The 24649-nt window shown below is 60.5% G+C and carries 23 protein-coding genes; 3 read left to right on the top strand and 20 right to left on the bottom strand.

Annotated elements, in window-relative coordinates:
• Positions 1–40: 40 nt before the first annotated feature.
• The 8 genes from mgrA to AM571_RS11730 form a co-directional block, all read right to left on the bottom strand.
• On the bottom strand, positions 41–1072 hold the full coding sequence (gene mgrA, locus AM571_RS11695; RefSeq protein ID WP_074061543.1) for an L-glyceraldehyde 3-phosphate reductase: 1032 nt from the start codon (positions 1070–1072) through the stop codon (positions 41–43).
• A gap of 68 nt (positions 1073–1140) precedes the next feature.
• The gene (locus tag AM571_RS11700; protein ID WP_074061544.1) at positions 1141–2274 is read right to left on the bottom strand and encodes a Gfo/Idh/MocA family protein; all 1134 of its coding nucleotides are present in this window, start codon (positions 2272–2274) and stop codon (positions 1141–1143) included.
• An 8-nt stretch (positions 2275–2282) separates the two neighbouring features.
• Entirely contained in the window at positions 2283–3044 is a 762-nt protein-coding gene (locus AM571_RS11705) for a sugar phosphate isomerase/epimerase family protein (RefSeq protein ID WP_074061545.1), read from the bottom strand.
• 35 nt (positions 3045–3079) lie between these two features.
• Positions 3080–5539, bottom strand: a complete 2460-nt coding sequence (locus tag AM571_RS11710; protein ID WP_074061546.1) for a beta-mannosidase — start codon at positions 5537–5539, stop codon at positions 3080–3082.
• 207 nt (positions 5540–5746) lie between these two features.
• Positions 5747–6832: an ABC transporter ATP-binding protein gene (locus AM571_RS11715; RefSeq protein ID WP_074061547.1), complete on the bottom strand. Its 1086-nt coding sequence runs from the start codon at positions 6830–6832 to the stop codon at positions 5747–5749.
• A 2-nt stretch (positions 6833–6834) separates the two neighbouring features.
• A complete protein-coding gene (locus tag AM571_RS11720; protein ID WP_074061548.1) occupies positions 6835–7752 on the bottom strand; it encodes a carbohydrate ABC transporter permease in 918 nt (305 codons plus the stop codon).
• A gap of 12 nt (positions 7753–7764) precedes the next feature.
• A complete protein-coding gene (locus tag AM571_RS11725; RefSeq protein WP_074061549.1) occupies positions 7765–8655 on the bottom strand; it encodes a carbohydrate ABC transporter permease in 891 nt (296 codons plus the stop codon).
• A gap of 97 nt (positions 8656–8752) precedes the next feature.
• Positions 8753–9991, bottom strand: coding sequence for an ABC transporter substrate-binding protein (locus tag AM571_RS11730; protein ID WP_074061550.1), 1239 nt, complete (start codon positions 9989–9991; stop codon positions 8753–8755).
• 457 nt (positions 9992–10448) lie between these two features.
• Between AM571_RS11730 and AM571_RS11735 the strand changes: the two genes are divergently transcribed.
• Entirely contained in the window at positions 10449–11489 is a 1041-nt protein-coding gene (locus AM571_RS11735) for a LacI family transcriptional regulator (RefSeq protein ID WP_074061551.1), read from the top strand.
• Between the two features lie 91 nt (positions 11490–11580).
• Here the strand turns inward: AM571_RS11735 and gndA are convergent, their stop codons facing one another.
• Complete coding sequence (gndA, locus tag AM571_RS11740) at positions 11581–13032, bottom strand: NADP-dependent phosphogluconate dehydrogenase (protein WP_196776272.1); 1452 nt, start codon at positions 13030–13032, stop codon at positions 11581–11583.
• Between the two features lie 157 nt (positions 13033–13189).
• On the opposite strand from gndA, the gene AM571_RS11745 reads away from it, so the two are divergent.
• Together AM571_RS11745 and AM571_RS11750 are read left to right on the top strand one after the other, a co-directional pair.
• The gene (locus AM571_RS11745) at positions 13190–13588 is read left to right on the top strand and encodes a polyketide cyclase (protein ID WP_074061553.1); all 399 of its coding nucleotides are present in this window, start codon (positions 13190–13192) and stop codon (positions 13586–13588) included.
• 3 nt (positions 13589–13591) lie between these two features.
• Positions 13592–13945, top strand: a complete 354-nt coding sequence (locus AM571_RS11750) for a VOC family protein (protein WP_074061554.1) — start codon at positions 13592–13594, stop codon at positions 13943–13945.
• 9 nt (positions 13946–13954) lie between these two features.
• Here the strand turns inward: AM571_RS11750 and AM571_RS11755 are convergent, their stop codons facing one another.
• The 11 genes from AM571_RS11755 to cobA all read right to left on the bottom strand — a co-directional run bounded on the left by AM571_RS11755 (position 13955) and on the right by cobA (position 24566).
• A complete protein-coding gene (locus AM571_RS11755; protein ID WP_074063203.1) occupies positions 13955–14668 on the bottom strand; it encodes a PAS domain-containing protein in 714 nt (237 codons plus the stop codon).
• A 188-nt stretch (positions 14669–14856) separates the two neighbouring features.
• Positions 14857–15792, bottom strand: coding sequence for a lipid A biosynthesis lauroyl acyltransferase (locus AM571_RS11760; protein WP_074061555.1), 936 nt, complete (start codon positions 15790–15792; stop codon positions 14857–14859).
• Between the two features lie 4 nt (positions 15793–15796).
• Entirely contained in the window at positions 15797–16825 is a 1029-nt protein-coding gene (locus AM571_RS11765) for a zinc-binding dehydrogenase (protein ID WP_074061556.1), read from the bottom strand.
• A 54-nt stretch (positions 16826–16879) separates the two neighbouring features.
• Entirely contained in the window at positions 16880–18166 is a 1287-nt protein-coding gene (locus tag AM571_RS11770; protein ID WP_074061557.1) for a beta-ketoacyl-ACP synthase, read from the bottom strand.
• 11 nt (positions 18167–18177) lie between these two features.
• On the bottom strand, positions 18178–19383 hold the full coding sequence (locus tag AM571_RS11775) for a beta-ketoacyl-ACP synthase (protein ID WP_074061558.1): 1206 nt from the start codon (positions 19381–19383) through the stop codon (positions 18178–18180).
• Entirely contained in the window at positions 19380–19862 is a 483-nt protein-coding gene (locus AM571_RS11780) for a 3-hydroxyacyl-ACP dehydratase FabZ family protein (protein ID WP_074061559.1), read from the bottom strand. Before AM571_RS11780 ends, AM571_RS11775 begins: the two co-directional genes overlap by 4 nt.
• A gap of 114 nt (positions 19863–19976) precedes the next feature.
• Positions 19977–20294: an acyl carrier protein gene (locus AM571_RS11785; protein WP_022715027.1), complete on the bottom strand. Its 318-nt coding sequence runs from the start codon at positions 20292–20294 to the stop codon at positions 19977–19979.
• 150 nt (positions 20295–20444) lie between these two features.
• The gene (gene cbiB / locus AM571_RS11790) at positions 20445–21425 is read right to left on the bottom strand and encodes an adenosylcobinamide-phosphate synthase CbiB (protein ID WP_074061560.1); all 981 of its coding nucleotides are present in this window, start codon (positions 21423–21425) and stop codon (positions 20445–20447) included.
• Entirely contained in the window at positions 21422–22423 is a 1002-nt protein-coding gene (cobD, locus tag AM571_RS11795) for a threonine-phosphate decarboxylase CobD (RefSeq protein ID WP_074061561.1), read from the bottom strand. Before cobD ends, cbiB begins: the two co-directional genes overlap by 4 nt.
• The gene (locus AM571_RS11800; protein ID WP_074061562.1) at positions 22420–23727 is read right to left on the bottom strand and encodes a cobyrinate a,c-diamide synthase; all 1308 of its coding nucleotides are present in this window, start codon (positions 23725–23727) and stop codon (positions 22420–22422) included. The genes cobD and AM571_RS11800 overlap by 4 nt, the downstream gene beginning before the upstream one ends.
• The gene (cobA, locus tag AM571_RS11805) at positions 23724–24566 is read right to left on the bottom strand and encodes a uroporphyrinogen-III C-methyltransferase (RefSeq protein ID WP_074061563.1); all 843 of its coding nucleotides are present in this window, start codon (positions 24564–24566) and stop codon (positions 23724–23726) included. The genes AM571_RS11800 and cobA overlap by 4 nt, the downstream gene beginning before the upstream one ends.
• Positions 24567–24649 lie beyond the last annotated feature (83 nt).

Here is a 24649-nt window from a genome sequence, read left to right on the forward strand (position 1 = left end):
TGAGAAACGCCCCGGCAGTTATGGCCGGGCGTTCTTGCGCTTATTCTCGCTCTGCCGATTTCGCCCAGAGATTGACGTCGGCCCCACGGGCATAGACGTCGATCTCTTTCAGCTCATCCGCCGTAAACTCAAGATTGTCGAGCGCCTTGACGCAATCGACGATCTGCGATGAGCGGCTGGCGCCGATCAGCGCCGACGTCACCCGGCCGCCGCGCAATACCCATGCGATAGCCATCTGCGCTAGCGTCTGTCCGCGGCGTTCGGCGATGCTATTCAGCTTGCGGATGTTTTCGACGATCGACGGGCGGATGAAATCCCGCTTCAGAAAGTGGTTTAGCGCCGCACGGCTGTCTTCCGGGATGCCGGCGAGATACTTGGTCGTCAACATGCCCTGCGCCAGCGGTGAAAAGACGATCGATCCCATACCGACCTTGTCCAGCGTGTCGAGCAGCTTGTCGTCCTCAACCCAGCGGTTGAGCATGGAATAGCTTGGCTGGTGGATGAGGCACGGCGTACCGAGATCCTTGAGGATCGCGGCTGCCTCCTGGGTGCGCTGGGAATTGTAAGAGGAGATGCCGACATAGAGCGCCCGGCCGGAGCGCACGATATAGTCGAGCGCGCCGCACGTCTCTTCGAGAGGCGTATCCGGATCGAACCGGTGAGAATAGAAGATATCGACGTAGTTGAGGCCCATCCGCTTCAGGCTCTGGTCGCAGGAAGCGATCAGATACTTGCGGCTACCCCACTCGCCATAAGGACCCGGCCACATATCGTAGCCTGCCTTCGACGAGACGATGAGTTCGTCCCGCAGGCCTGCGAATTCGGTGCGAAGGATTTCGCCGAAGGCGGTTTCGGCCGAACCTGGAGGCGGGCCGTAATTATTTGCAAGGTCGAAGTGAGTGATGCCGAGATCGAAGGCAGTGCGGCACATGTCGATCTTGCGATCATGCGGCGTGTCACCGCCGAAATTGTGCCAGAGACCGAGGGAGACGGCAGGAAGCCTCAGGCCGGAGTGGCCCGTGCGGTTGTACTTCATCTTCGAATAGCGGTCGGAAGCCGGTTGCCAGCTCATCGTACTGATCCTTTGGAAGAGTGCGCGCGGGCGGGAAAAGCCCGCGCGAAAAATATCCCTTTGGAGGCCTACTTCAAGAGTGCCTGAGCCTCTTCGATGCCAAGCGCGGCGGGCTGTGTGCAGGTCGTCGTGAGTTCCACGAACCTCCCCTCCTCGCCCGATTTCAGGATCGAAGTCATGACGTCGACGCCATGCAGCGTGCGCTCCAGAGAGCAGCGGGCATCGCGGCCTTCGATCAGCGCCGCGACCATATCGGCAAGACCTGCCGTGCGGTAGTTGGCGCGCGGGCCCTGCGGGCTGTCCTGGTTGAACTTGCCGAAGGGATGTTCCCACGCTTCAAGCGGCTTGATGTCCTTGTCGCGGCCGCTGGCCTCGACGACGCCGCCGAAGAAATTCGGGTCCGGCACGAAAAGGGTGCCATCGGTGCCGTAGAGCTCCATGTTGGCATGGCGGTGCGACCAGACATCCCAGCTCGCCGTCAACGTCACCGTCGCACCGCTGACGAATTCAAGCAGTGCCTGGACCGTCGTCGGCGTCTTGACCGGAATCGTCTCGCCGTGGCGTGGCTGGCTGGTGATTGTGCGTGTCTCCGAAGCCATCGAGGTGATCGCGCCGACGCGCTTGACCGGGCCGATGAAATTGATGAGGTTGGCGATGTAGTACGGTCCCATGTCGAGGATGGGACCCCCGCCCGGCAGGAAGAAGAAGTCCGGGTTCGGATGCCACATCTCCATGCCCGGCCCCATGACATAGCAGGCGCCGGAGGTGATGCGCCCGATGCCGCCCTCGTCCACATATTTGCGGGCAAGCTGGTGCGCACCGCCGAGAAAGGTGTCCGGCGCGCAGCCGACGGAGAGCTTCTTCTCCTTGGCGATGCGCCGCAGATCCTCGCCCTGTTCCAGCGTCAGCACGAGCGGCTTTTCGGAGAAGACGTGCTTGCCAGCCTCCAGCGCCGCCTTCGAGACCGGATAATGCGCGTCAGGGATGGTGAGGTTCACAACGACGTCGATCTCCTCATTGGCAAGAAGCTGCTCGATGGTCTGCGCGGTAACGCCGAATTCCTTGGCGCGAAGCTCGGCTGCCTGCACATTGATGTCGGCGCAGGCCAGGATTTTCAGGCCCTTGAAGAGGGGCGTGAGCGAAAGGTAAGTGGTGGAGATGTTGCCGCATCCGATGATGCCGACGCCAAGTTCCTTGGTCATGGTCTGCCTCAGTAGGTCTTGAAGGATGCGATCGAGCGGGTGATCAGGCGATCGATGTCGCGCGGATTGTCGTGCTCGACGACGAAGTGCTTGACCCTGGTGCCCTCGAGCGCCGCGATCAGCTTCGGCCAGGCAAGCGTGCCGTGACCCACGTCGGCCCAGCCGTCCTCGTCCTTGTTCTCGCCGGCCGGCGCGATGTCCTTGACGTGTACGGCAGTGATGCGCGAGCCGAGCTTGTCGATCCAGGCGAACGGGTCGGCTCCACCGCGGACGACCCAGGCGATATCGGCTTCCCACGAAATGTCGGGCGCACCTTCGAAGATGCGCTCGATCGGCAGCGAGCCGTCGGCAAGCTTCACGAATTCGAAGTCGTGATTGTGCCAGCCGAATTCGTAGCCGGCGTCCTTATAGGGCTTGGCCATTTCCTGCAGGCGCTTGCCAAACGCAAGCCAGCCGGCGCCGTCCGCCGGACGCTGGTCGGCGGCAAGGTGCGGCGCGTAGATCGAATCCATGCCGAGCGTCTTTGCGATGTTCAGCGATTTCTCGACTTCGCCGTCAAGGAAATCCGGGCTGAAATGGCCCGTTGCCATCGTGAGGCCGTTCTTGTCGAGATCGGCGCGCAGGCCCTTCAAATCAGCGTCGTCGAGGTCGGCGTAGATACCGCCGAAGCCTTCGACCTCCGAATAACCGGCCCTGCCGAGCTTTTCGAAGATTGCCGAATAGGGCTGGAAATTGCGGGCGCTATAAAGCTGGAAACTCAGTTTCGTCATCACTTTCTCCTCGGGCCTCGTGCCCTTTCTCAAAATCAATCTGCCGACTGGCAGGAATGCAGGTCGTAGAATCGGAACTCCGGAAGCTCGCCGTCTTGGAGCGGCTTTGCCGGGGTGAAGAGGATGCGCCGGGTTTCGCCAGCTGCCAGATCGAAGACATTGTCGGAGTATTTGCCGTCGGTCTCGGTCTCGATCATCACGAACAGCGCCAGTCCCCTGGCGGTGACATTGAGGCAAACCGAGCCGTCTTCCTCAGCATATTCGCGGGTCACCTGGAGACCGGCAGGCTCCAATTCGAGTGCCTTGTAGGTGCCGTGGGCGTAGTGCCCCTCACCGCCCATGCCGTTTGACGCCGTGAAGCGCCAGGCAAGCAGCGTACCCTCGGGGATATCCGAGACATCGATCGCCGTTGCCGTCACGGCAGCCTCCGGCGTGCAGACCGCTTGGGCGTCCTTCAGGTGCTTGCGCTCGCCCTTCATCGTCACAACGGAAATCGAAAGATCGGCGCTGACCTGCGAAAGCGTGTCGTTGACCAGCGAGAAACGGATCGTTTTGCCGTCCTCCGACGGAATGGCGGCCACGGCGACCGGCTGGAAGAAGCGCTTGACGAGATAGTGCATCGCCTTCCAGCGCCCGCCGTAGTCGAGGCTCGACCAGGACGCGACCGGCCAGGTGTCGTTGAGCTGCCAGTAGATCGTGCCCATGCAATGGGGCTTGAGCGACCGCCAGTATTCCACCGCCGTCTTGATCGCCAGTCCCTGCTGGATCTGGCTGAGATAAACGAAATTCGCAAAGTCCTTGGGGAAGCGAAAGTAGCGGAACATCGTGCCCGCGATTCGCTCATTGCCGCCGGCATTCTTCTGATGCAACTCCATCACCGGCGACGCGACGTTCATGTCCTTGTGGTCGGCATAGGTCTTGATGACCGGCATAGAGGTATAGGACTGGAAACCGAATTCGGAGCAGAAACGCGGCCGCACCGAGCGATAATTGTCGAACGACTTGTTTTCGTGCCAGACCGACCAGTAGTGCATGTCGCCGGAGCCATCGGCGTGCCAGGCGTCACCGAAATCAAGATAGCCGGAGGACGGGCTCGACGGCCACCAGATCGCACCTGGAGCCGCCTTCTTCATCGCCTGCTCGATCGTGCGGTTCAGTCGATCATAGGAGACGAGATAGCGGTCGCGGTCTCTCTTCGGCTCGTCGAACCAGGTGAGCGCACCGACCAGTTCGTTGTCGCCGCACCAGAGTGCGATCGAAGGATGCGAGGCGAGCCGCTTGACCTGGTAGTCGACTTCGAGCGCGACATTGTCGAGGAAGTCTTCTGTCGAGGGGTAGAGGTTGCAGGCAAACATGGAATCCTGCCAGACCATGAGGCCGAGCCGGTCGCACAGGTCATAGAACCAGTCGTGCTCGTAAAAGCCCCCACCCCACACGCGGATCATGTTCATGTTCGCAGCTTTTGCCGACTGCAACAGGTCCTCCGTCTTCTCTTCCGACGACAGCGAAAACAGTGCATCCGCCGGAATCCAGTTCGCACCGCGGCAGAAGATTTCGCGGTCGTTGACCCTGAAAGCGAAGCGGCTTCCGGCCGCATCCGGCGTGGTAACGAGTTCGACGGTACGAAGGCCGATCTGCTTTGTCACCACTTCGGACGGCAAATCGACGGTCAGCGCATAAAGCGCCTGCTCGCCGCTGCCGGAGGGCCACCAGAGGCGCGGTTTCTCGACATAAAAGATATGATTGACCACCGTCTCGCCGGCATTGACACCGACATCCAGTCGAACACGCTCACCGTCGAGCGCGAAATGCATCGGCACGATGCCCGGCTCCTTCGCAAAGAGCGTTGCTGTAACCTGCAGTTCGACGCTGCCGTTAAGGCTATGCCCCTGGCGCGTCGTGACGTGCTCGATGCGCGCAGTCTCGAGCTTCTTCAATGCGATCTTGCCGTAAAGCCCGAGCGGTGCGATCGCGATGTTCCAGTCCCAGCCGAAATGGCATTGCGGCTTGCGCAGCATATTGCCGTTGGCGATCGGCGAGTTGCCCTGGTGATAGGGTACGTAGAAAGGCTGCCTGCCCTGCCGCTCTGCGCCCGCGGCAATGCTCGAATGCAGCACGACGCGAATCGTGTTTTCGCCTGCCTTCAGCATGCTCGAAACGTCTGGCCGGTAGCGGCGAAAGCAATTGTCGGCCGAGAGCACTGCGAACCCGTTGACGAAGACCGTGGCAACGGTATCGAGGTAATCGATGTCGAGATACCAGTCGCCTTCGGCATCCTCGAGCTGGAAGGCTCGCTCGAGCACCCAATCTCGATGCGCGACCCACTGCACCTGCTCTTCATTGCGGCCGAAATACGGATCCGCAATGAGCCTTGCAGCGTGAAGCGCCGTATGGACGTCGCCCGGAAGCGTGATCGATGTGGTGACATCGCCTTCAGCGGAGGCAAGTCGCCAGGAGCCGGAAAGATCGATGGACGAAGTGTTGGACGTGGTCATTTTCTGATCTCGAACATTGGAACGAGGAATGCCCTCGCTCGCCCAGGAGCACTTTCTGCCCCTCACCCTATCCCTCACCCCGCCCGCGAGAAGAGGAAGTTTGCCGAGCGCAGCGTTGCGATCGGGAAGGCGCTGCGGCTGTCTGTGGGCAGAAGGAGCCGACAGGCATGAGGGTACCTCCCTCGCCCACCGCACGCTCGCCGTCTCCTAAATTCTCTCCTCCGTCGCAGCATCGAAGAGCGATGCCAGCGACATGTCGAAGCTGAGCTTCACCGGTGTTCCCACCTTGAATCGACGCGCGCCGTTGATGCGCACCGACATCGTGTGGCCGGCGTGCTTCAGCCAGAGGAGGTTGTCGGCCCCCATCGGCTCCTCGATGTCGACGGTCGCATCATGCACTTCGGGGCCGAGATTTTCATCGACCTTGATGTGCTCCGGGCGCACGCCGAGCACCACCTTGCGGCCCGACTGCAACGGTTGAGCCGCGTCATAGCCTTCGAGCGAGAAGCTGACGCCGTTTGATCTGAAGACCGTCTTGTCGCTGTTCTTGGTCAATTCGCCGTGCAGGAAGTTCATCGATGGCGAGCCGATGAAGCCAGCGACAAAGAGATTGCGCGGCCTGTTGTAGATGGTCGTCGGATCGTCGAGCTGCTGAATGATGCCGCTTTTCATGATCGCGATGCGGTCTGCCAGCGTCAGCGCCTCGATCTGATCGTGGGTGACGTAGATCATCGTGTTTTTCAGCGACTGGTGCAGGCGCTTGATCTCCACACGCAGTTCCGAACGCAGCTTGGCATCGAGATTGGACAGCGGCTCGTCGAACAGGAACACATCGACATCACGCACGAGGGCGCGGCCGATTGCCACGCGCTGGCGCTGGCCCCCGGACAGTTCGGCGGGCCTGCGCTTCAAGAGCGGCTGGATCTGCAGGATCTCGGAGGCGCGCGCCACGCGCTTGTCGATCTCGGCCTGCGGCACCTTTGCAACCCGAAGTCCGAAGGACAGGTTCTTTTCGACGCTCATCTGCGGATAGAGCGCATAGGACTGGAACACCATACCGATGCCGCGATCCTTGGGCTCTTCCCAGGTAACGTTCTTGCCCTTGATGAAGATCTGTCCCGCGGATGCATCAAGCAACCCGGCGATGCAGTTGAGCAGCGTGGACTTGCCGCAGCCGGACGAGCCGAGCAGGACCAGGAATTCGCCGTCGTTAATGTCGAGGTTCAGATCCTTGAGGACGCTGACGGCGCCGAAATTCAGCGACAGATCCTTGATGGAAACGCTTGTGTTCATGATCAACCTTTCACTGCGCCAGCGGCGATACCGCGGACGAAGAGACGTCCGGACACGAAATAGACGATAAGCGGCACCGCGCCGGTGAGTAGCGTTGCAGCCATGTTGACGTTGTATTCCTTCACGCCCTGGACGGCGTTGACGATGTTGTTGAGCTGTACCGTCATCGGGAAATTCTGGTTGCCGGCAAAGATCACGCCGAACAGGAAGTCGTTCCAGATGCCCGTGATCTGGATGATCATCGAAACGACGAAGATCGGCAGCGACATCGGCAGCATGATGCGGAAGAACACCTGCCAGAACCCTGCCCCATCCACACGCGCAGCCTTGAAGAGTTCGGGGGGCAGCGATGCGAAATAATTTCGAAAAAGCAGCGTGTTGATCGGCATGCCGAAGATCGTGTGAACCAGGACGACGGCCCAGATCGTCGAGAAGATGCCGAGCTCGCGCATGATGATGACGAGCGGATAGAGCATGACCTGATAGGGTATGAAAGCGCCGAAAAGCAGGATCGTAAAGAAGACTTCCGAACCTTTGAAACGCCAGTAGGACAGGCCGTAGCCATTCACCGAGGCAATCGCCACGGAAATAATGACGCTCGGAATGGTGATCTTGACCGATTTCCAGAAGCCGACGCTGATGCCGGAGCAATCAAGGCCCGTACAGGCCTGACTCCATGCCTTGACCCAGGGCTCGAAGGTGATCTGCACCGGCGGAGCGAAGATGTTGCCCATGCGGATTTCTGTCATGTCCTTGAGGGAGGTCACGACCATCACGTAGAGCGGTAGGAGATAATAAAGCGCGGCGACAGTAAGGATGCTGTAGAGGATTATGGTCGAAGGCGCGAACATGCGACGAGGTCTTGCGCCTGCCGGCTCGACGACGCCGGCGATGTTGTTGGTGGTGGTGGCTATGGCCATGATCGTGCTCCCTCAGGATCGCTTCTGGCGGAACTCGGCGAGAGCCCACGGAACCAGGATGATGAAGACGGTGACGAGCATCACAGTCGAAGCCGCGAGGCCCTGCCCGAGATTGGCGCGCTCGAACATGAACGAATAGACGTATTTGGCAGGCACTTCCGAAGCAAATCCGGGTCCGCCCTGCGTCATCGCGACGACTAGGTCATAGACGCGCACGATGCCGGAAGCGACGATCACCAGCGTGGTGACGAAGACGCCGCGCATCATCGGAATGATGATGAACAGGTATGTGCGCCACGCCGGAATGCCGTCGACGCGCGCCGCCTTCCAGATTTCGGAATCGATGCCGCGCAGACCGGCAAGCATCAACACCATGACCAGCCCCGTCCCCTGCCACAGGCCGGCGATGACGAGCGCATAGATGACGGTGTTCTTGTCGCCGAGCAGCGCGAGGCTGCCTCCCGGAAGGCCGAGATCGTTCAAAACCTTCGGCACGCCGAGGCCGGGGTCGAGAATCCACTGCCAGACGAGCCCCGTCACGATGAACGACAAGGCGAACGGGTAGAGAAAGATCGTGCGGAAGGTGTTCTCGAACCTGATCTTCTGGTCGATGAGAACAGCCAGCACGAAGCCGATGATGAAGACGAATGTCAGGACGCAGACGCCGTAGGTGGCAAGATTGAGAAGCGACTGGTTCCACCGTGAATTACCGAAGAGCCGGCTGTACTGATCAAAGCCCACGAAATCGCTCGTCGGCAGCAGCCGCGATGACGTGAACGAGTAGAATACGGTCCAGAGCGTGCAACCGATGAAAATCACGATGACGGTCAGCATCATAGGGATTGCTGCGACCTTCGCATTGAGGTTGCGCAATAGGCCAAACGGCCGGCCGGCATGAGCCATCAATACCTCCTGTTGGCGGTCAGGAGCGCGACCAGACTGGATAGCTGTCCGCTCGCGCGCCCATAAAACCGTCTCAAGTACGAGAGCCTCTGTGGCCTTACTGGGCCTGCGAGATGATGTCGGCCTGACGATCGATCGCATCGTCCACAGACATCTTGGAGCTGAAGAATTCGAGCGCGAGATCCTGCAGCTGACCCTGAGTATCGGAATCGAGCATCTGCTCGGTCGAAGGCAGAACGTTGTTAAGGTCCGACAGGATTTCGATTCCCTTCTTCATGCAGGCGTTTGCGGCTTCGAGATCGACGTCGCCGCGAACCGGAAGCGAACCCTTGACCAGATTGAACTTGACCTGAACTTCCTTGGAAAGAAGCATCTTGGCGAGTTCAAGCTGCGCCTTGGTAATTTCTGGATTGCTGTTCTTCGGGAAATAGAAGGCGTCGCCGCCCGTATCGAGCTGCGCATTGAAGCCGAGACCCGGCAGGCAATCGTAGTCGACGCCGGCGACCTTCTTCGCGACGGCGAATTCACCCTGCGCCCAGTCGCCCATGATTTGAGCGGCAGCCTTGCCCTCGATCACCATGTTGGTGGCAACGTTCCAGTCGCGGCCGGAGTAAGCCGGATCGACCATGTCGCGGGCCTGGGCGAATGCGGTCCAGACCTTCTTGTTCTGATCGCTGCGAACGGCCTCTTCGCTCTTCTTGTCGTTGATCTGCAAGTAGAGGTCTTTGCCGCCAATGCCGGCCTGCATGACGTTGCGGATGCCTTCGACCTGCCACGGGGCGCCGGTGGCGAGCGGCGTGATGCCCTTTTCCTTCAGCTTCGGAGCATTGGCTGCGAGCTCGTCCCAGTTTTTTGGAACAGCCATGCCATTGTCTTCGAAGACGTGGCGGTTGAGCCACATCCACTGCCAGGAGTGGATGTTGATCGGCACGCAATAAATCTTGCCTTCATAAACGCAGGCGTCGAGCAGCTTGGCCGGACGGATGACATCTTTCCAATGCTCCTGCTCGGCAAGTGGCGTCAGATCCGTCATCAGGCCTGCCTTGATGAGCTCCTCGGCGTCGCGGCCGGTGTTCATCTGGGTAGCGCCCATCGGGTTGCCGCCGAGAATTCGGCTAATGATGATCGGGTTGGCGGTGGTGCCGGAGCCGGCAATAGCGCCATCGACCCACTTGTTGTTGCCACTCGCATTGAAGCTGTCGGCAAGGACCTTGACCGCAGCGGCTTCGCCGCCGGATGTCCACCAATGGGTGACCTCGAGATCAGTCGCGTTGGCCGCGCCAAGCGGCAGCACGACAGAAGCAGCAAGCACAGCCGCCATCGAACGAAAATTCATGAGTTCTCCTCCCTCACTGAAACGTTGCCGGAAAAACTTAGTGCAATCGACATTTTGGCGCAACAGCCCGCCGTCAAATTTCTATGCAAAACTCGCCATTGCTATCCATGCCTGTTCTTGTTCCACACTTTCGCGAGATGTGGCGTTGCGCTGAGAATTCAATATTTCGTGACAAGTATCATCCGAACGCACTGATATTAGACATTATTTTTCAACTATGCCGACGCCACCCCAGGAAACGGGATTTGCAAGTGAAAAGGGTCAGAGCTTGAAATCGCGAGTCAACCCAGGCGTCCAGTGAGATTGTAGCCGGGATAAAAAGTGCTCGACATTTGAACTGTATCGTTACAGATTTAACAACTTCGAGGAGGATTACTTTTCAGCGGCGAATATGCTTACGGCTTGGCAGAAAACATTCTATAAGCGGACCGAAATCGCGCGAAGGTGACATAAAGGGATGGAAAACAAGGGAAATTCGGGGGGAGCGGCAGCAGCCATCCAGCGCGAACGGCCGACACTGAAGACAATCGCCTTCATGACGGGCTTGGGCATCACCACGGTTTCGCGCGCACTCAAGGATGCACCGGATATCGGCGCGGAGACCAAGGAGCGCGTGCGTATGGTCGCCCGCCAGCTCGGCTACCAGCCAAATCGCGCCGGCGTACGCCTCAGGACCGGCAAGACCAATGTCATTGCGCTCGTCCTTTCCATCGATGAAGAAATCATGGGCTTCTCGAGCCAGATGGTCTTCGGCATTTCCGAAGTGCTGACCGGCACGCCCTACCACATCGTCGTGACACCGCACTCGCACAGCAAGGACCCGATGCTGCCGGTGCGCTACATCCTGGACACCGGCTCTGCAGACGGCGTCATTATTTCGCGCATCGAGCCCGACGATCCGCGCGTGCGACTGCTCGCTGAGCAGAACATGCCCTTCGCCACGCATGGCCGGACCGATGCGGGACTGGTTCATCCCTACCACGATTTCGACAACGAATCCTTCGCGCACGAGGCGGTCAAGAGACTCGTCGAGCGCGGCCGCAGGCGCATCGCCCTGCTTCAGCCGGCAAGCAAGCTCACTTACTATGCCCATACGAGGATCGGCTTCCAAACCGGCCTTCACGATTATGGCGCCGAGGAAGTCCCGCTGCGCGTCAACACCGATACGCCGCTGGAGGAGGTCAAGACCGCGGTCGAAGCGATGATGCGCGTGCCGAATGCACCCGACGGCATCGTCTGTTCGGCAGGAAGTGCCGCTATTGCCGTCAATGCCGGCATCGAGGCGACAAGCAAGCGCGTCGGCTACGATGTCGACATGGTTTCCAAACAGTCCGCGCCGATTCTAAACTGGATCAGGCCGGAAATCATCACGGCCAACGAGGATGTTCGCCACGCCGGCCGCGAACTGGCCAAGGCCGTCATCGCCCGCATCGATGGCATTGAGCCGGAACTGCTGCAGAGCATCAGCAAGCCGGTCTGGCCGGACGATCGAAGATAGGAGCCGGTGCGCGGGCCACTGATCCTGCATCGATCTGCTCACAATAAAAAAGCCCGTTCGAAATCGGGCTTTTGCATGTTCGATTGATACCTCAGAACGTCGAAGCGCCGCTGCCCCACGGACCATGGTGGAAATCCTTGCCGTCGAGGCGGTCGAAACCGTGGGCGCCAAAGAAGTCGCGCTGGGCCTGGATGAGGTTGGCCGTGCCGCGGCCCTGGCGATAGGCGTCGAAATAGGTAAGCGCCGAGGTGAGTGCTGGAACCGGCAGGCCGGCGGCAAGTGCTGCTGCAACGACGCGGCGAAGCGATGGGATCGATTCCTTGACCATTTCCGAGAACGCCGGCGTGACGATGAGGTTTGCCGAATCCGGCGCCTTGGTGAAGGCGCTGGTGATTTCGTCCAGGAACTGTGAACGAATGATGCAGCCGGCTCGCCAGATCTTGGCGATCACCGGCATCGGCAGAGACCAGTTGAACTCGCGGGAAGCTTCCGCCATCACGGCAAAGCCTTGCGCATAGGCGCCGATCTTGGCGGCAAACAACGCCAGTTCCAGATCCTTGTCGAGGTCCTGGCTGTAGGGGATCGGGAAATCATATTTCGGCGTGCCGAAGATCCTCTCGGCGGCTTCGCGCTGGCCCTTCATCGAGGAAATGCTGCGGGCCGCAACGGCAGCTTCGATAGCGGTCGCCGGAATGCCCATGTTCTGCGCTTCGATCGCTGACCACTTGCCGGTCCCCTTCTGGCCAGCCTTGTCGAGGATCATGTCGACCATCGGGCCGCCGGACACAGGATCGTTCGCCGCCAGCACCCTTTCTGAGATTTCGATGAGGTAGGAATTCAGGCGGCCCTTGTTCCATTCGCCGAAGATCTTGCTGATCTCGCCGGCGCTCTTGCCGAGGCCGTCGCGCAGGATGCCGTAGATTTCGGCTATCATCTGCATGTCGGCATATTCGATGCCGTTGTGGATCGTCTTGACGAAGTGACCGGCACCATCGTTGCCGAGCCAGGCGACGCAGGGATCGCCGTTGTACTTGGCGGCAATCGAGGTCAGAACCTTCTCCACGCGCTTCCAGGAGTCTTCGGTACCGCCGACCATAATCGACGGGCCGTGGCGGGCGCCTTCTTCACCGCCGGAAACTCCCATGCCGATGAAGGTCAGCTCGGTATCCTTGAGGCGGTCGAAACGGGCGATCGTGTCACGGAAATTGGCATTGCCGGCATCGATCATGATGTCGCCTCTGGAAAGATGCGGCCGCAGCGCTTCCATCTGTTGGTCGACAGCCTCGCCCGCCTTGATCATGATGATGATCGGACGCGGCGGGCGGATGGCCTCAACGAATTCCTCGATGGTCTTGCAGGGGACGATCTGCTTTTTGAGCTCACCGGCGCTTTCGTAGAATTCGTCCGTCTTTTCGGGCGTGCGGTTAAAGACTGCGATCTTGTTGCCTTTTTCCGCGATGTTGAGTGCCAGGTTGGAACCCATGACGGCAAGGCCGATCAGCCCGATTTCTGCCTTTTCCACGATACACCTCCGATGAGTCATTTTGGATCGGTGTTGTGGCACTCTCCGGGAAAAACGGCAAGTCTGGAAGGAGGCCGATCAGTTCGGCAGGCGCAGTTCAAAGGCTGAGCGGCCGTTTCCTTCAACAGGGGCCTTCCTGTCTGCTATTGTCGGCAGAGGGAACACCAAGGAAAATCCGATGAGCACCATGCCTGCCAAAATTCTTCACTGCTCGATCAATCGGTACTGGAAGGAGGTCTACGACTTTGCCGGCAAGCCGGAAAACATGTCGCTGTGGGCCTCGGGGCTGGCTTCCGGCCTGGAACCGGAAGGAAGCGACTGGATCGCGCACGGTCCTCTCGGAACGGTGCGAGTGAGCTTCGTCCCCCACAACGAATTCGGCATCATCGACCATACGGTAACGATCGAAAGCGGACTACGGGTCTACAACGCGCTGCGAATCGTGCCGAACGGCGACGGCTGCGAGGTGATGTTCATGATGTTGAAACAGCCGGGCATGACGGACGACCAGTTCGCCGCTGATGCCGCCCATGTGCAGAAGGACCTCGGCGCCTTGAAATCACTGATGGAGATGTAAGCGATGGAAAAAGGAGACGACCTGAAGATCGACTACATTGAATTCAACGTCGCCGACATAGCCGCGGCGAAGGCCTTCTATGGTCGCGCATTCGGTTGGAGTTTCACCGACTACGGCCCCAGCTATTGCGAATTCAATGACGGCCGCCTGACGGGCGGCTTCACAAACAACCAACCGCCGCGCCCGGGTGGTGGCCCGCTTGTGATCCTCTACGCCGACAAACTTGAGGAAGCGCTGGAGAAGGTCGAACACGCCGGAGGCAAGATCGTAAAGCCGATCACCGCCTTTCCCGGCGGCCGACGCTTTCATTTTCTTGACAAGGACGCCTATGAACTTGCCGTATGGAGCAAGACTTAAGGCGGGAACCTAGGCAGCGATTGTGGAGATCGCTGCCGCACCGACAGCTTCCAGTACGACAAGCGCACCTAGAACCTGCCCGGACAGATCGCGCAACGGCGACATGCGGCAACGCGTGCGCCTGCTTTCACCGCGCTGTTCATAGTGGTATTCGACATGCTGCCCCGCAAAGCAGGCGTCGAAGTTGGCTTTCGCTTGTGCAACGAACTGTTCCTCGCCGATGAATTCCATGACATGGCGGCCGATCATGTCGATCGGCGTTTGCCCGAGATACGCACAGTTCAGCGTATTGGAATAAAGATAGCGGTAGTCGCGCGTGAGCACGGCGACACGATCCGGAAGCGTCTCGAGAATTGCCGAATTCAGAAAATTCCCGATGTCGACGTCGGGCACACCGGCTTTCGGTGCAGGTTGAGGCAAAGCCCGCGGCAAGGCGAAATCGGCACGCGGAAGCGCGCCGAAATAACGCTCCAAAAGCGATAGGAGCACGGTTGAGTGATGGCTGACACTGGCAGCATCATCGGCATCCTGCTGCAGCAGATAGCCGACAAACTGAAGCTGCGCGTACATCTCCATCAGGTTGGCGGCCTGATGGCCCACAATGACCTCGACCAAAAGATCGAGACCGCGGTCAAGAGTTGCAACGCGCCGATCGTCACCAAGACGAATTGCCTCTTCGATCTGCGAGCAGCGTGATGAGAAAGCTTGCAAAAGTTCGCGCAAGGCGCCTCCAGATCCCTTGTTCTCCAAAGGACACATATTCTCCCCGCTTTGGCGGAATTCAACGCACATGACACGTACGTGAATCCCGTTACTCGCCTTAGTAGCGACGGATAACATGATCAGGATTCACGTTCAACGTGAACGTCACATGGGTTTTAGTGGATGAGATATGAGAGGTTGAAAGCCCTTCACTTAAGAACTTCGTGCTTTACCTTCCAACGGTCGTGGTACCAGAGCCATTGGGCCGGGTATTCCCGCACCCAGCTTTCGACCTTGTCGTTCAGCATCTGCGCGGTCGCTTTCAGGTCGAGATTGCCCTTCTCGTCGCGCGGCATGTCCAGCTTCGGCTCGATTTCCAGCCGATAGCGGTTGCCGGGAAGGCGGATGCAGCGCGCGGGATAAACCTCGCAGTTGAACTGGCGGACGAGTTTCGGCAAGAGAGGATTCGTCTTCGTGTCCAGGCCGAAAAAAGTGGTCTTCAGCCCTTTGCGGAACTTCTGATCGACGAGAACGCCGACACCCTGTCCGGCTTCGAGCTGACGCGCAAGTGCAAAGGATGAGCCTGCATGCGACGGTACGAGCTTGCCCATGCGGGCGCTGCGGAAATCGAAGACCTTCTGGGCGACATAAGGATTGTTCGGTGGACGGAAGAGAACCGTCACATGCAGACCGAAGGCAGCGCCGCTGACGGGCAGGAGTTCGAAGTTGCCGGTATGCGCCGTAAAGACGATGAACGGCCGGGGATTGTCCCGCAGGTCGAGGAAGATTGGGATTCCGGAGACTTCCACCCTGCCCGGTCCTGTCCTTTGCGGGTCGAAATCGAACAAACGATCCAGAAAGACATATTCGGCGGCGAGCCTGCCCATATTGCCCCAACTCGCCAAGGCGATCTCTTCTAGCTCCGCCTCTCCTTTCTCAGGGAAGGCATTGCGCAGGTTGAAGAGCATCAGCTTGTGGCGCGATGTGTGCGGACCGATCTTGCGGGTCAGCCAATCAGCAAATCCGATCGCGCTATCTGCAGGAAACAGCTTCAGAAAATTCATGAAGCCGAAGGCCAGCTGAGCGATCAGCCACTGGCGGAAATGCTCGAGCTTCAGAACGATCCGGGTGAGGAAGAGCTTCACCGGTTCAGTCCATCTTCAGGATGATCTTGCCGAAGATCTGGCGGGATTCCATGCGTTCGAGCGCGCGGTCGATATCGTTAAAGCCGACTTCCGTGTCGATGACCGGATGAACGAGGCCACGTCCCATCTTCTGCATGGCATTCGCCATATTCTCCATACGGCAGCCGAAGGAGCCCAGTAGCTTCAGCTGCTGCTGGAAGAGCATCATCAGGTTCATGTCGGTGGAAACGCCAGACGTCGAGCCGCAGGTGACGAGGCGGCCGCCGCGTTTCATGCACAGCATCGAGCCCGCCCAGGTATCCTTGCCCACGTGTTCGAAGACGACATCGACGCCCTTTTTTTTCGTGAGCTTGCGCACCACGCCCTCGAAGCGATCCGTGCGGTAGTTGATGACGTGATCGGCGCCGAGCGCCATGGCCTTCTCGATCTTGTCGTCCGAGCCGACGGTAGTGATCACCGTGCAGCCGATCTTCTTGGCGAGCTGGATCGCCGCCGTACCGATGCCCGAACCGCCGGCATGCACGAGGATCGTCTCGCCGGGCTCAAGCTTGGCATTGTCGAAGAGCATGTGCTCGACCGTCCCGAAGGTGACGGGCGCCAGAGCCGCGCCGGTGGCATCGACGCCGGGCGGTGCCGGAACGAGCAGGCGGGCCGGAAGGTTCACCTTCTCCTGAGCAAAGCCGTCAAGATGGAAACCATGGACGCCAGAGACGTGCTCGCAGAGATTGTCTCGGCCCTCGCGGCACGAACGGCAGAGACCGCAAGTGCGCGCGCCGTAGATTGCCACCAACTGGCCGGGCAAGACGTGCGCGACGCCCGGGCCGATCGCCTCCACGACGCCCGAGGCCTCCGCGCCGATGACGAGCGGCATCTTGCGCTTGGCGAATGCCATGCCGCGCCAGCCCCAGACGTCGATATGGTTGAGGGCTACTGCCTTTACGCGCAGCGTCACCTCACCTGCAGCCGGGGCATCCGGTTCCGGCAGATCGGTGATCTCCAGCTTGCGGTCATCGATCAGTTGCAATGCGCGCATAAAAAACCTCTCGCCTCGAAGGCGTCTTGTCTCTCTTGTTTTGTCGGCAACCGCTTAAGCCGGTTCGAGCGCCATGACAAGACTGGCGTTCTGGCCGCCGAAGCCGAAAGAGTTCGAAAGCACGGCGGAAACCTGCTGTTCGCGCTTCCTGTTCGGTACGACATCGAGAACGATAGATGGATCCGGATTGTTGTAGTTGATCGTCGGCGGCAGCGTGCCGGTGAGCATGGTCTGCAGCGAGAACACCGCTTCGACCGCACCAGCAGCCGTCAGCGTATGGCCGATCATCGATTTGTTGGAGGACAGCGGAATGGAGGCCATGCGCTCGCCGAAGACGGCAAGCATCGAGCCATATTCCATCTTGTCGTTTTCCGGCGTCGAAGTGCCGTGAGCATTGATGTAGCCGATGCCGCTCTCTTCGATGCCGGCATCGATGAGGGCGGCACGGATCGTGGCGATCGCCGGGCCGCCGTCGGGCGACGAACGGGTGCGATGGAAGGAGTCGGCCTTTTCACCTGCGCCCTTCATGATGCCGAGCACCTTGGCGCCACGCGCGACGGCCGCTTCCAACGATTCGAGGACCAGCGTCGCTGCACCCTCGGCGATGACGAAACCGTCGCGATCCTTGCTGAAGGGCTTGGAAGCCTTCGTCGGCGGATCGTTTTGCGTCGACAGCGCGGAAAGCAGAGAAAAGCGGATGAGCGCTTCGGCGCTCAGCGAACCATCGGTCGCAACAGCAAGGGCGCGATTGGTACGCCCCTGGCGGATCGCTTCGATGCCGAGCTGGATCGCGGTGGCGCCAGAAGCACAGGCGGTCGAAAGGGTCACCGGCAGCCCGCGCGTGCCGAAACGGTCGGCCAGGCGCTCGGAGATCGCGCCGAACAGTGCTGCTTCATGGAAGGCGGAATCCGTGCGCTTGCGCATGGCGGCCAGGAACCGCTCGTAGGCATCGCCAGGATGGTCGGAGGGCGGCGAACGGTCGGCGAGATCGAAGCGGGCACTCCATTCCGGCTCGATCGGCGGCGCGGCGAGAAAAAGCGGACCGTTGAAATCGCCGGAGATACCGGCAACGGAAAGGGCTTCGATCGTCGTTTCGCGGGCAAAAGCGTAGGAGCGCTCAACGGCGTTGGGGACCGGGATGTCGATGAAATCGACAGTGCCGGCAATGCGCGTCGAGAGCCCGTCGGTCGGAAAGCGCGTGATGGCGTGGATCCCGGAAGTGCCGGACGTCAGCGCCACCCAGTTGTCCTTGAGCCCCTGGCCGAGCGAGGTAATGATTCCCATACCGGTGACCGCGACGATCGGGCGGCCGAGATGATCCTTGTAAGTCGCTTCTGTCATTTGCTCACTCCTCACGCATCCGCGGAAAGAACGGCGACACCCTCGCCGCGTTGGTGGCCGACTGCGGTGACGACCGCGGCCGTCGTACCGGCGCTCATCGGTTTTTCGTGCGCGACGTCGAAAGGCGGCACCTTCGCTTTGCTGTCGACGGCAAGTGCCGCAAAAGCAAGTCCAACGGTAAACTGCGCTTCGATCGCATGGCCGGACACGCCGCCGAAGCCGCGGACGGCCGCGCCCGGAAGCTCATGCTCCAGAACCGCCTTCTCGCGCTCTGCCAGGTCATGCATGCCGGTCGAGCCGGAGAAAATCGCAGTGTTTTCCGGCGCAAGCTTCTTGGCCGGCTGCAGCAAGCGCCCGAGACGAGCCTCAAATTTCCCGGCATTCCGGTTACCGCGGTCGCCTTCGATGGAATCGATCGTGGCATAGACATGCGCGCCCCGCGCTTCCGCGTGCTTGCGCGATTCCAGGACGACAAACGCTCCGGCCGAACCGAGGATCATGCCGCCACCTTCGGCATCCTTGCGCGACCAAAGCGGTACCCATTTGCCCTGCAGATGAGCGCCGATCGATTCGGGCAGCAGGATCATGTCCTGACGCTCGGCGGCAAAGGCGCCGCCGACGAGCGCATGCGAGGATTCGCCCGACTTGATCCGGTAGAACGCCGTTTCGACGGCGGAGATGCCTGCAGCCTCCTCGCCCATGAACGTCCGCGAGGAACCGGTGACCTTATGGACGATCGAGATATTGCCGGCGAGGAGGTTGGAAAGCTGAGCCAGGAAGAGCGTCGGGCGCAGCTCCGTAGTCAGCTTCTCGTTGAGTAAGAGCTCGCGATCATTGCGCTTCAGGCCCTCGTCGACGATCAGCGTATCGACGTTGATGTCACGCTCGCCGCCGCCAGCGGCCACGATCATGTCCATACTGCCGCAGGTTTCGGCATTGTCCTTGAAGCCCGCGTCATCGAGCGCCAGGCCGGCGGCAAAGACGCCGATGCGCTGCCAGTTTTCCATCTGGCGCTGATCCCCGCGCTTGGCGATCTGTTGCGACCAGTCGATATCCGGCAGCGGATGCACCGGATAGGGCTTGAATTTCTCGGTCTCGATGATCGGCTCCGGCGCGCGGCCTGCCGTCAAGAGCGCGACATGCGCATCCCTGCCGACGCCCTGACAGGTGACGATACCGACACCGGTGATGAGGACATCATTTTGAGCCTTGCTCATCCCTTTACTCCCTGCGCAGCGATCGCATCCATCAGGCCGACCTCGCCCGCGCGCTTTTTCACGATTTCGCCGAGCGGAACCTCGCTGAAGGGCATGGTGCGCAACTTCAACTGCGCATCGCAGACCTTCTTGCCGCCGCTCGTGATCTTTGCCTTGGTCACGGCAAAGCCGGACCCGTCATGCTCCAGAAACGCCTCAATGTCGAGAACCGCCTCTGGTTCGACGAAGGTGCGCATCTTGGCGCCATCTACCGACATCAGGAACGGCATCGCGGCGAAATCAGTCGCTGCCAGCACCAGCATGCCGGAGGCCTGCGCCATGGTTTCGATGAGGAGCACGCCCGGAACGAGCGGCATACCCGGAAAATGGCCTTCGAAAACGGGGCTTTTCGCCGGCACGACGGAACGCGCCTTGAGCATACCCTTTTCGAGGTCGACCGCTTCCACGCGGTCAATCATCTGGAAATATTCCAGCAGCATCGGATCCTCCGGCCCGGCGAGAAAGCGAGCGCCGGATACGCCTAGTTAGGAACAAAACCGCCCGGCCGCTACTGATCGCAGAGGCAGGGCGGAGAAAAAAGACAGCTGTGTCGCTCAGGCCTTGGCGGCGCGAAGCTCATCGATCTTGGCACAGAGGTTCTTCAGCACAAAATACTCCTCGGTGGAAACTTTCCCCTCGTTGACTTCCTGCGTCCACTTTTCAAGCGGGATCTTGATGCCGAATTCCTTGTCGATGGCGAAAACGATATCGAGGAAGTCGAGGCTATCGATACCGAGGTCGTCGATCGTATGGCTCTCCGGCGTGATCGTTTCGCGATCGATCTCGCTGGTTTCTGCAATGATGTCGGCAACTTTATCGAATGTAGCGGTCACGCGCTGTACCTCTTTCAATGACGAATTTATCCCCCTCATAGGCAAATCCATTTCAAAAGCCAATGCTTTCGCATGATCTGCTTTCAAATTTGGCGCGCAACTGTTGCCGAAACAGCAAATGGCATAAATGCTCGGATCAACTGACCAGCATTCTTGTCTGGATAACGCCGAAACTCGTGCGAGGCACCGTCAAAGCAAAGCGACGAATGCCAGAAACACGGCGATCGCCATTATCATGCAACTCGCATTGAATACCGCGATCCCGTCCTCGACGTCGCTGACGGTGGCCGTGCCGCGGCCTGCGCCGTTGATCATCGGTTCGCTGACGACGATGCCGGCGTAGACCCGCGGACCTGCCAATTGCAAACCAAGGGCACCGGCCATGGCCGCCTCCGGCCGGCCGGAATTCGGTGAGCGATGCAGACCGCCGTCGCGGATCGCAACCTGGAAGGCTTCGCGGCTGGCGCTTGCGCCGCGCCGGAGCCAGGCGCCAGCGGCAATCAGCAGGATGGCAAGACGGGCGGCCGGCCAATTCGCCAGATCGTCGAGGCGAGCTGCGGCCCAGCCGAAATCGATGTACTTGTCCGACTTGTGTCCGATCATCGAGTCGGCGGTATTCAGCATCTTGTAGATGAAGAGGCCGGGCAGACCGAGGATGACATACCAGAGTGCCGGGGCAACGACGCCATCGGAGAAGTTTTCGGCCAGGCTTTCGATCGCCGCACGACAAATGCCCGGCTCGTCCAACGTTTCAGGATCGCGACCGACAATGCGGGACACGGCCTTGCGGCCGCCGACGATCCCCTCACAGCGCAAGGCTTCCGCCACCGCAGAAACGTGGTCCGCAAGGCTCTTCTGCGCCAGGAAGATCGCCACGCAGGCAACTTCGAGCAGAATTCCCACAAAGCCGAACAGCCCGAAGAACCAGTGCAGCACGAGGCCTGCGACAGCGCTGAAGGCCAACAGCACCGTAATCGAGACGGTGCCGTTGAGCCGCCGCTCGGCCTTCGTCAGCGTCTCGCTGTTGAACTGACGATCGAAATGTGAAATCGCCTTGCCGAAGAGGACGACGGGATGCGGCAGCCGCGACCACAGCCAATCCGGATCGCCGACGATCCGGTCGAGAAGGAGCGCCAGCAACAGCACGAGGAGATTTTCGTCGATCGTCATCCGTCAAAACTTTCCAAAGCGACCGCAAGCCTATTGTCGGCGGCGAAATCGGGCGCGAGGCCGAAACGCAGCCATTCCGGCGCATAGTCGAACTTGCGGACGAGAATATGGTGGCGGCAGAGATGCGTGTGAATGCGGCCTGCGAGGCTGTCTTTGACGAGCGAAAAGAGCCGCGTACCGCCGGCCGTTTCCAAACCGGCACCTTTCAACACGCCTTCCAGGGCATGCTGGCGCTCGGCGATCCTGCGGATGATTGGAGCCGTATCCGACCGCAGCAAGGACGCGGCGATCGACAGCGCCGGACCGGACACCGCCCAAGGGCCGAGCCAATCCTCGAAACGCTCGCGGATATCGCCTGCAGCCACGACGAAGCCGAGCCGCAGACCTGCGAGGCCGAAGAACTTGCCGAACGAACGGAAGATGACGAGATTTGAAAGTCGCGATGCAAGAGGCGTGAGACTTAAATTCGGCTCGGCATCGCCGAAGGCTTCGTCGACGACGACCAAGCCGCCCTGCCCTTTTAACCGGTCATGCAGCGCGGCGAGCTCGTCCGGCTTATAGCTTTGGCCATCAGGATTGTTCGGATTGACAACGACGGCAAGCGCATGCCTGTCGTCGACATCCCCGATCGCATCGACCGCATCCACGATAAAGCCGGCTGACCGGAACGCCTTCTCATATTCGCCATAGGTCGGCGAGACGATCGCGATCGGCCTGCCGGGCTCGATCAGTCTGGGCAGAAGCTGGATGACGGATTGTGTGCCCGGAACAGGCAATGGCAGGAGATCGCCGCTGCGGTAATAGTCGCGGGCAGCGGCAACGGCAGACTGCACCAGGTACCTGTCGGGAAGGCGATGCCAGGATTGAGCAGGAATGTCCGGCAGCGCCTCCGGGCACGGATTGATGCCGGTCGATAGATCAAGCCAATCCTCCAGCCTTCCGCCAAAGGCAGCCGCGGCGGCCGTGATCCCGCCGCCATGCACGATCGCAACACTCATCCGGCGGCTCCAGCAAGGTCGATCAGATGCATATAAGACCCAGCGATCTGGCCGCGGCGAAGGCCGGCTTCGCCGAGTCCGATGCCGAGAGCATCGCTCACCCTGAAGAGCCTGTCGGCCTCGCCTTCGCGAACGACAGTGGAATAATGATATTCATGGGCCGTCATGGCATGGTCGAAGAATGCCCCGTCGACCGGCTGTACGCGGCGATAGCCCAGATGCCGGCTGCGCTCTTCATAGCTGGTGACAAGCGGCAGCAGGCCGACCATCTCGTGCCGCGTGCCGCCAGCATCGATCAGCCCTTCGCCAAGGACCATGTATCCGCCGCACTCGCCGTAAATGCGAGTGCCGCGCCTGGCAGCCTCGATCAACGCCCGGCGGAACGTCTGCGCACCCGCGATCACTCCGGCATGCAATTCCGGATAACCGCCCGGCAGATAGATCGCGTCGGCGTCGGCAACGGGTGCTTCGTCGGCCAGTGGCGAGAAGAAGGAAATCGTTGCCCCGCGGCGGCGCCAGCCGAGCAGCATATGTTCGTAGGAAAAGGCAAAGGCGATGTCGCGGGCAACGGCAATCCGGCTTCCGAGCGGCGCCAGCCGATGGATATTCGCCGCCGAGGGAACATTGAGGCCCTGGCGCGCGGTGCGCAGGAGAAACTCGAAATTGCACTCGTCGGATACAGCTTCGGCGGCATGCTCGATAAAGTCCTCCAGCCCCTGATGCTCGCCAGCCTGGACGAGGCCCAGATGCCGCTCCGGAAGCGCCAATGTCTTGTCGCTGCGGATGACGGCGATGACCGGCATGCGGATCGCATCGAGCGCCTGGCGCAGCATCGTCTCGTGCCGCTCGCTGCCGACCTTGTTGAGAATGACGCCGGCGATACGGACGTCGGCGCGGAAGCTCGCAAAGCCGCTGACGAGCGGCGCGACCGAATGCGACATGCGCGAGGCGTCGACAACGAGCACGACCGACAGGCGAAGCATCGCAGCGAGATCGGCCGCCGTCCCCTTGCCGTCGGCCGCGCCGTCGAAGAGGCCCATCATCGCTTCAATGACCAGAATGCGATCGCCGGACCGGTGAAGCGCGGCATTGGCGGAAATCAATTCGGGGCGCATGGCCCAGGCGTCGAAATTCAGGCAGGGCGTGCCGCTGGCGGCGGAATGAAAGGCTGGATCGATATAGTCGGGGCCGGCCTTGCCGGGAGCGATCGCAACACGGCGATTGCGAAGCGCCCGAAGCAGGCCGAGCGTGATCGTAGTCTTGCCCGAGCCGGAGGACGGCGCAGCGATCAGCAAGCCGCTCATGCCATCACCCTCCCGCCCGTGCGGCCAAATGGATCAGGCTGCAGCCTGCGCCCTGCCAAAGCACCCAACCAATCGAGCGACGGGCGCAATTTCACGACCTCGCCGACGACGAAAATTGCAGGCGGCTCCAACCCGGAGGCCGCGACGGCGGCCGGTGCTTCGCCAAGCGTCGTTTCAAGAACCTGCTGCCCGCTGGTTGCCGCATTGCATACGAAGGCGACCGGCTCCGACGGATTGCGGCCGGCCGCGATCAGGTTGGCGCTGATCTGGGCGATATGCTTCATCGCCATATAGATGACGATCACCGGAGAACCGCGGCCGATTGCCTCCCAATTGATCGCATCCGGCACGATGCCGGAAGAATCATGGCCTGTGAGAAACGTCACCGCATGGTTGATGTCGCGATGGGTGACCGGAATGCCGGCATATGCGAGACCGCCGATCCCGGCCGTAATGCCCGGCACGATGCGGAACGGGATGTTATGCTCGACCAGCGTCAGCGCCTCTTCGCCGCCACGGCCGAAGACGAAGGGATCACCGCCCTTCAGCCGCAGCACGCGTTTGCCTGAGCGCGCAAGTTCGACCAGGCGAAGCGAGATATCCCGCTGATTCGCGGAAGGCTTGCCGCCTCGCTTGCCGGCATATTCGAGAACGGCATCGGGCCGCGCGAGCCTCAAGCATTCCTCGTTCACCAGCGCGTCGTGAATGATCGTATCGGCTTGCGCCATCGCCTTAGCGGCAAGCAGCGTCAGCAGCCCAGGATCACCCGGCCCGGCGCCGACGAGCCAGACGCTCCCCGGCTCCAGCGCCGGCAGATGGGAGAATGCGCTTTCGATCATTCAGGTGATCTATGCCCGGCAGCAGGCAAGGTCAACGGCAACCGTGAAGACCCACCACAGGCTGGGGATGGAAAGCGGCTTAA

Origin of the sequence: Rhizobium etli 8C-3, assembly GCF_001908375.1 — a bacterium.
Lineage (GTDB): Bacteria > Pseudomonadota > Alphaproteobacteria > Rhizobiales > Rhizobiaceae > Rhizobium > Rhizobium etli_B.

Coding starts and splice junctions, on each gene's coding strand:
- AM571_RS11770 (WP_074061557.1), bottom strand. CDS start 18,166: ATGACAGAAGCGACTTACAAGGATCATCTCGGCCGCCCGATCGTCGCG.
- mgrA (WP_074061543.1), bottom strand. CDS start 1,072: ATGAGCTGGCAACCGGCTTCCGACCGCTATTCGAAGATGAAGTACAAC.
- AM571_RS11775 (WP_074061558.1), bottom strand. CDS start 19,383: ATGAGCAAGGCTCAAAATGATGTCCTCATCACCGGTGTCGGTATCGTC.
- AM571_RS11750 (WP_074061554.1), top strand. CDS start 13,592: ATGGAAAAAGGAGACGACCTGAAGATCGACTACATTGAATTCAACGTC.
- cbiB (WP_074061560.1), bottom strand. CDS start 21,425: ATGACGATCGACGAAAATCTCCTCGTGCTGTTGCTGGCGCTCCTTCTC.
- cobA (WP_074061563.1), bottom strand. CDS start 24,566: ATGATCGAAAGCGCATTCTCCCATCTGCCGGCGCTGGAGCCGGGGAGC.
- AM571_RS11700 (WP_074061544.1), bottom strand. CDS start 2,274: ATGACCAAGGAACTTGGCGTCGGCATCATCGGATGCGGCAACATCTCC.
- AM571_RS11715 (WP_074061547.1), bottom strand. CDS start 6,832: ATGAACACAAGCGTTTCCATCAAGGATCTGTCGCTGAATTTCGGCGCC.
- cobD (WP_074061561.1), bottom strand. CDS start 22,423: ATGAGTGTTGCGATCGTGCATGGCGGCGGGATCACGGCCGCCGCGGCT.
- gndA (WP_196776272.1), bottom strand. CDS start 13,032: ATGACTCATCGGAGGTGTATCGTGGAAAAGGCAGAAATCGGGCTGATC.
- AM571_RS11725 (WP_074061549.1), bottom strand. CDS start 8,655: ATGGCTCATGCCGGCCGGCCGTTTGGCCTATTGCGCAACCTCAATGCG.
- AM571_RS11785 (WP_022715027.1), bottom strand. CDS start 20,294: ATGAGGGGGATAAATTCGTCATTGAAAGAGGTACAGCGCGTGACCGCT.
- AM571_RS11720 (WP_074061548.1), bottom strand. CDS start 7,752: ATGGCCATAGCCACCACCACCAACAACATCGCCGGCGTCGTCGAGCCG.
- AM571_RS11765 (WP_074061556.1), bottom strand. CDS start 16,825: ATGCGCGCATTGCAACTGATCGATGACCGCAAGCTGGAGATCACCGAT.
- AM571_RS11780 (WP_074061559.1), bottom strand. CDS start 19,862: ATGCTGCTGGAATATTTCCAGATGATTGACCGCGTGGAAGCGGTCGAC.
- AM571_RS11800 (WP_074061562.1), bottom strand. CDS start 23,727: ATGAGCGGCTTGCTGATCGCTGCGCCGTCCTCCGGCTCGGGCAAGACT.
- AM571_RS11705 (WP_074061545.1), bottom strand. CDS start 3,044: ATGACGAAACTGAGTTTCCAGCTTTATAGCGCCCGCAATTTCCAGCCC.
- AM571_RS11730 (WP_074061550.1), bottom strand. CDS start 9,991: ATGAATTTTCGTTCGATGGCGGCTGTGCTTGCTGCTTCTGTCGTGCTG.
- AM571_RS11745 (WP_074061553.1), top strand. CDS start 13,190: ATGAGCACCATGCCTGCCAAAATTCTTCACTGCTCGATCAATCGGTAC.
- AM571_RS11710 (WP_074061546.1), bottom strand. CDS start 5,539: ATGACCACGTCCAACACTTCGTCCATCGATCTTTCCGGCTCCTGGCGA.
- AM571_RS11735 (WP_074061551.1), top strand. CDS start 10,449: ATGGAAAACAAGGGAAATTCGGGGGGAGCGGCAGCAGCCATCCAGCGC.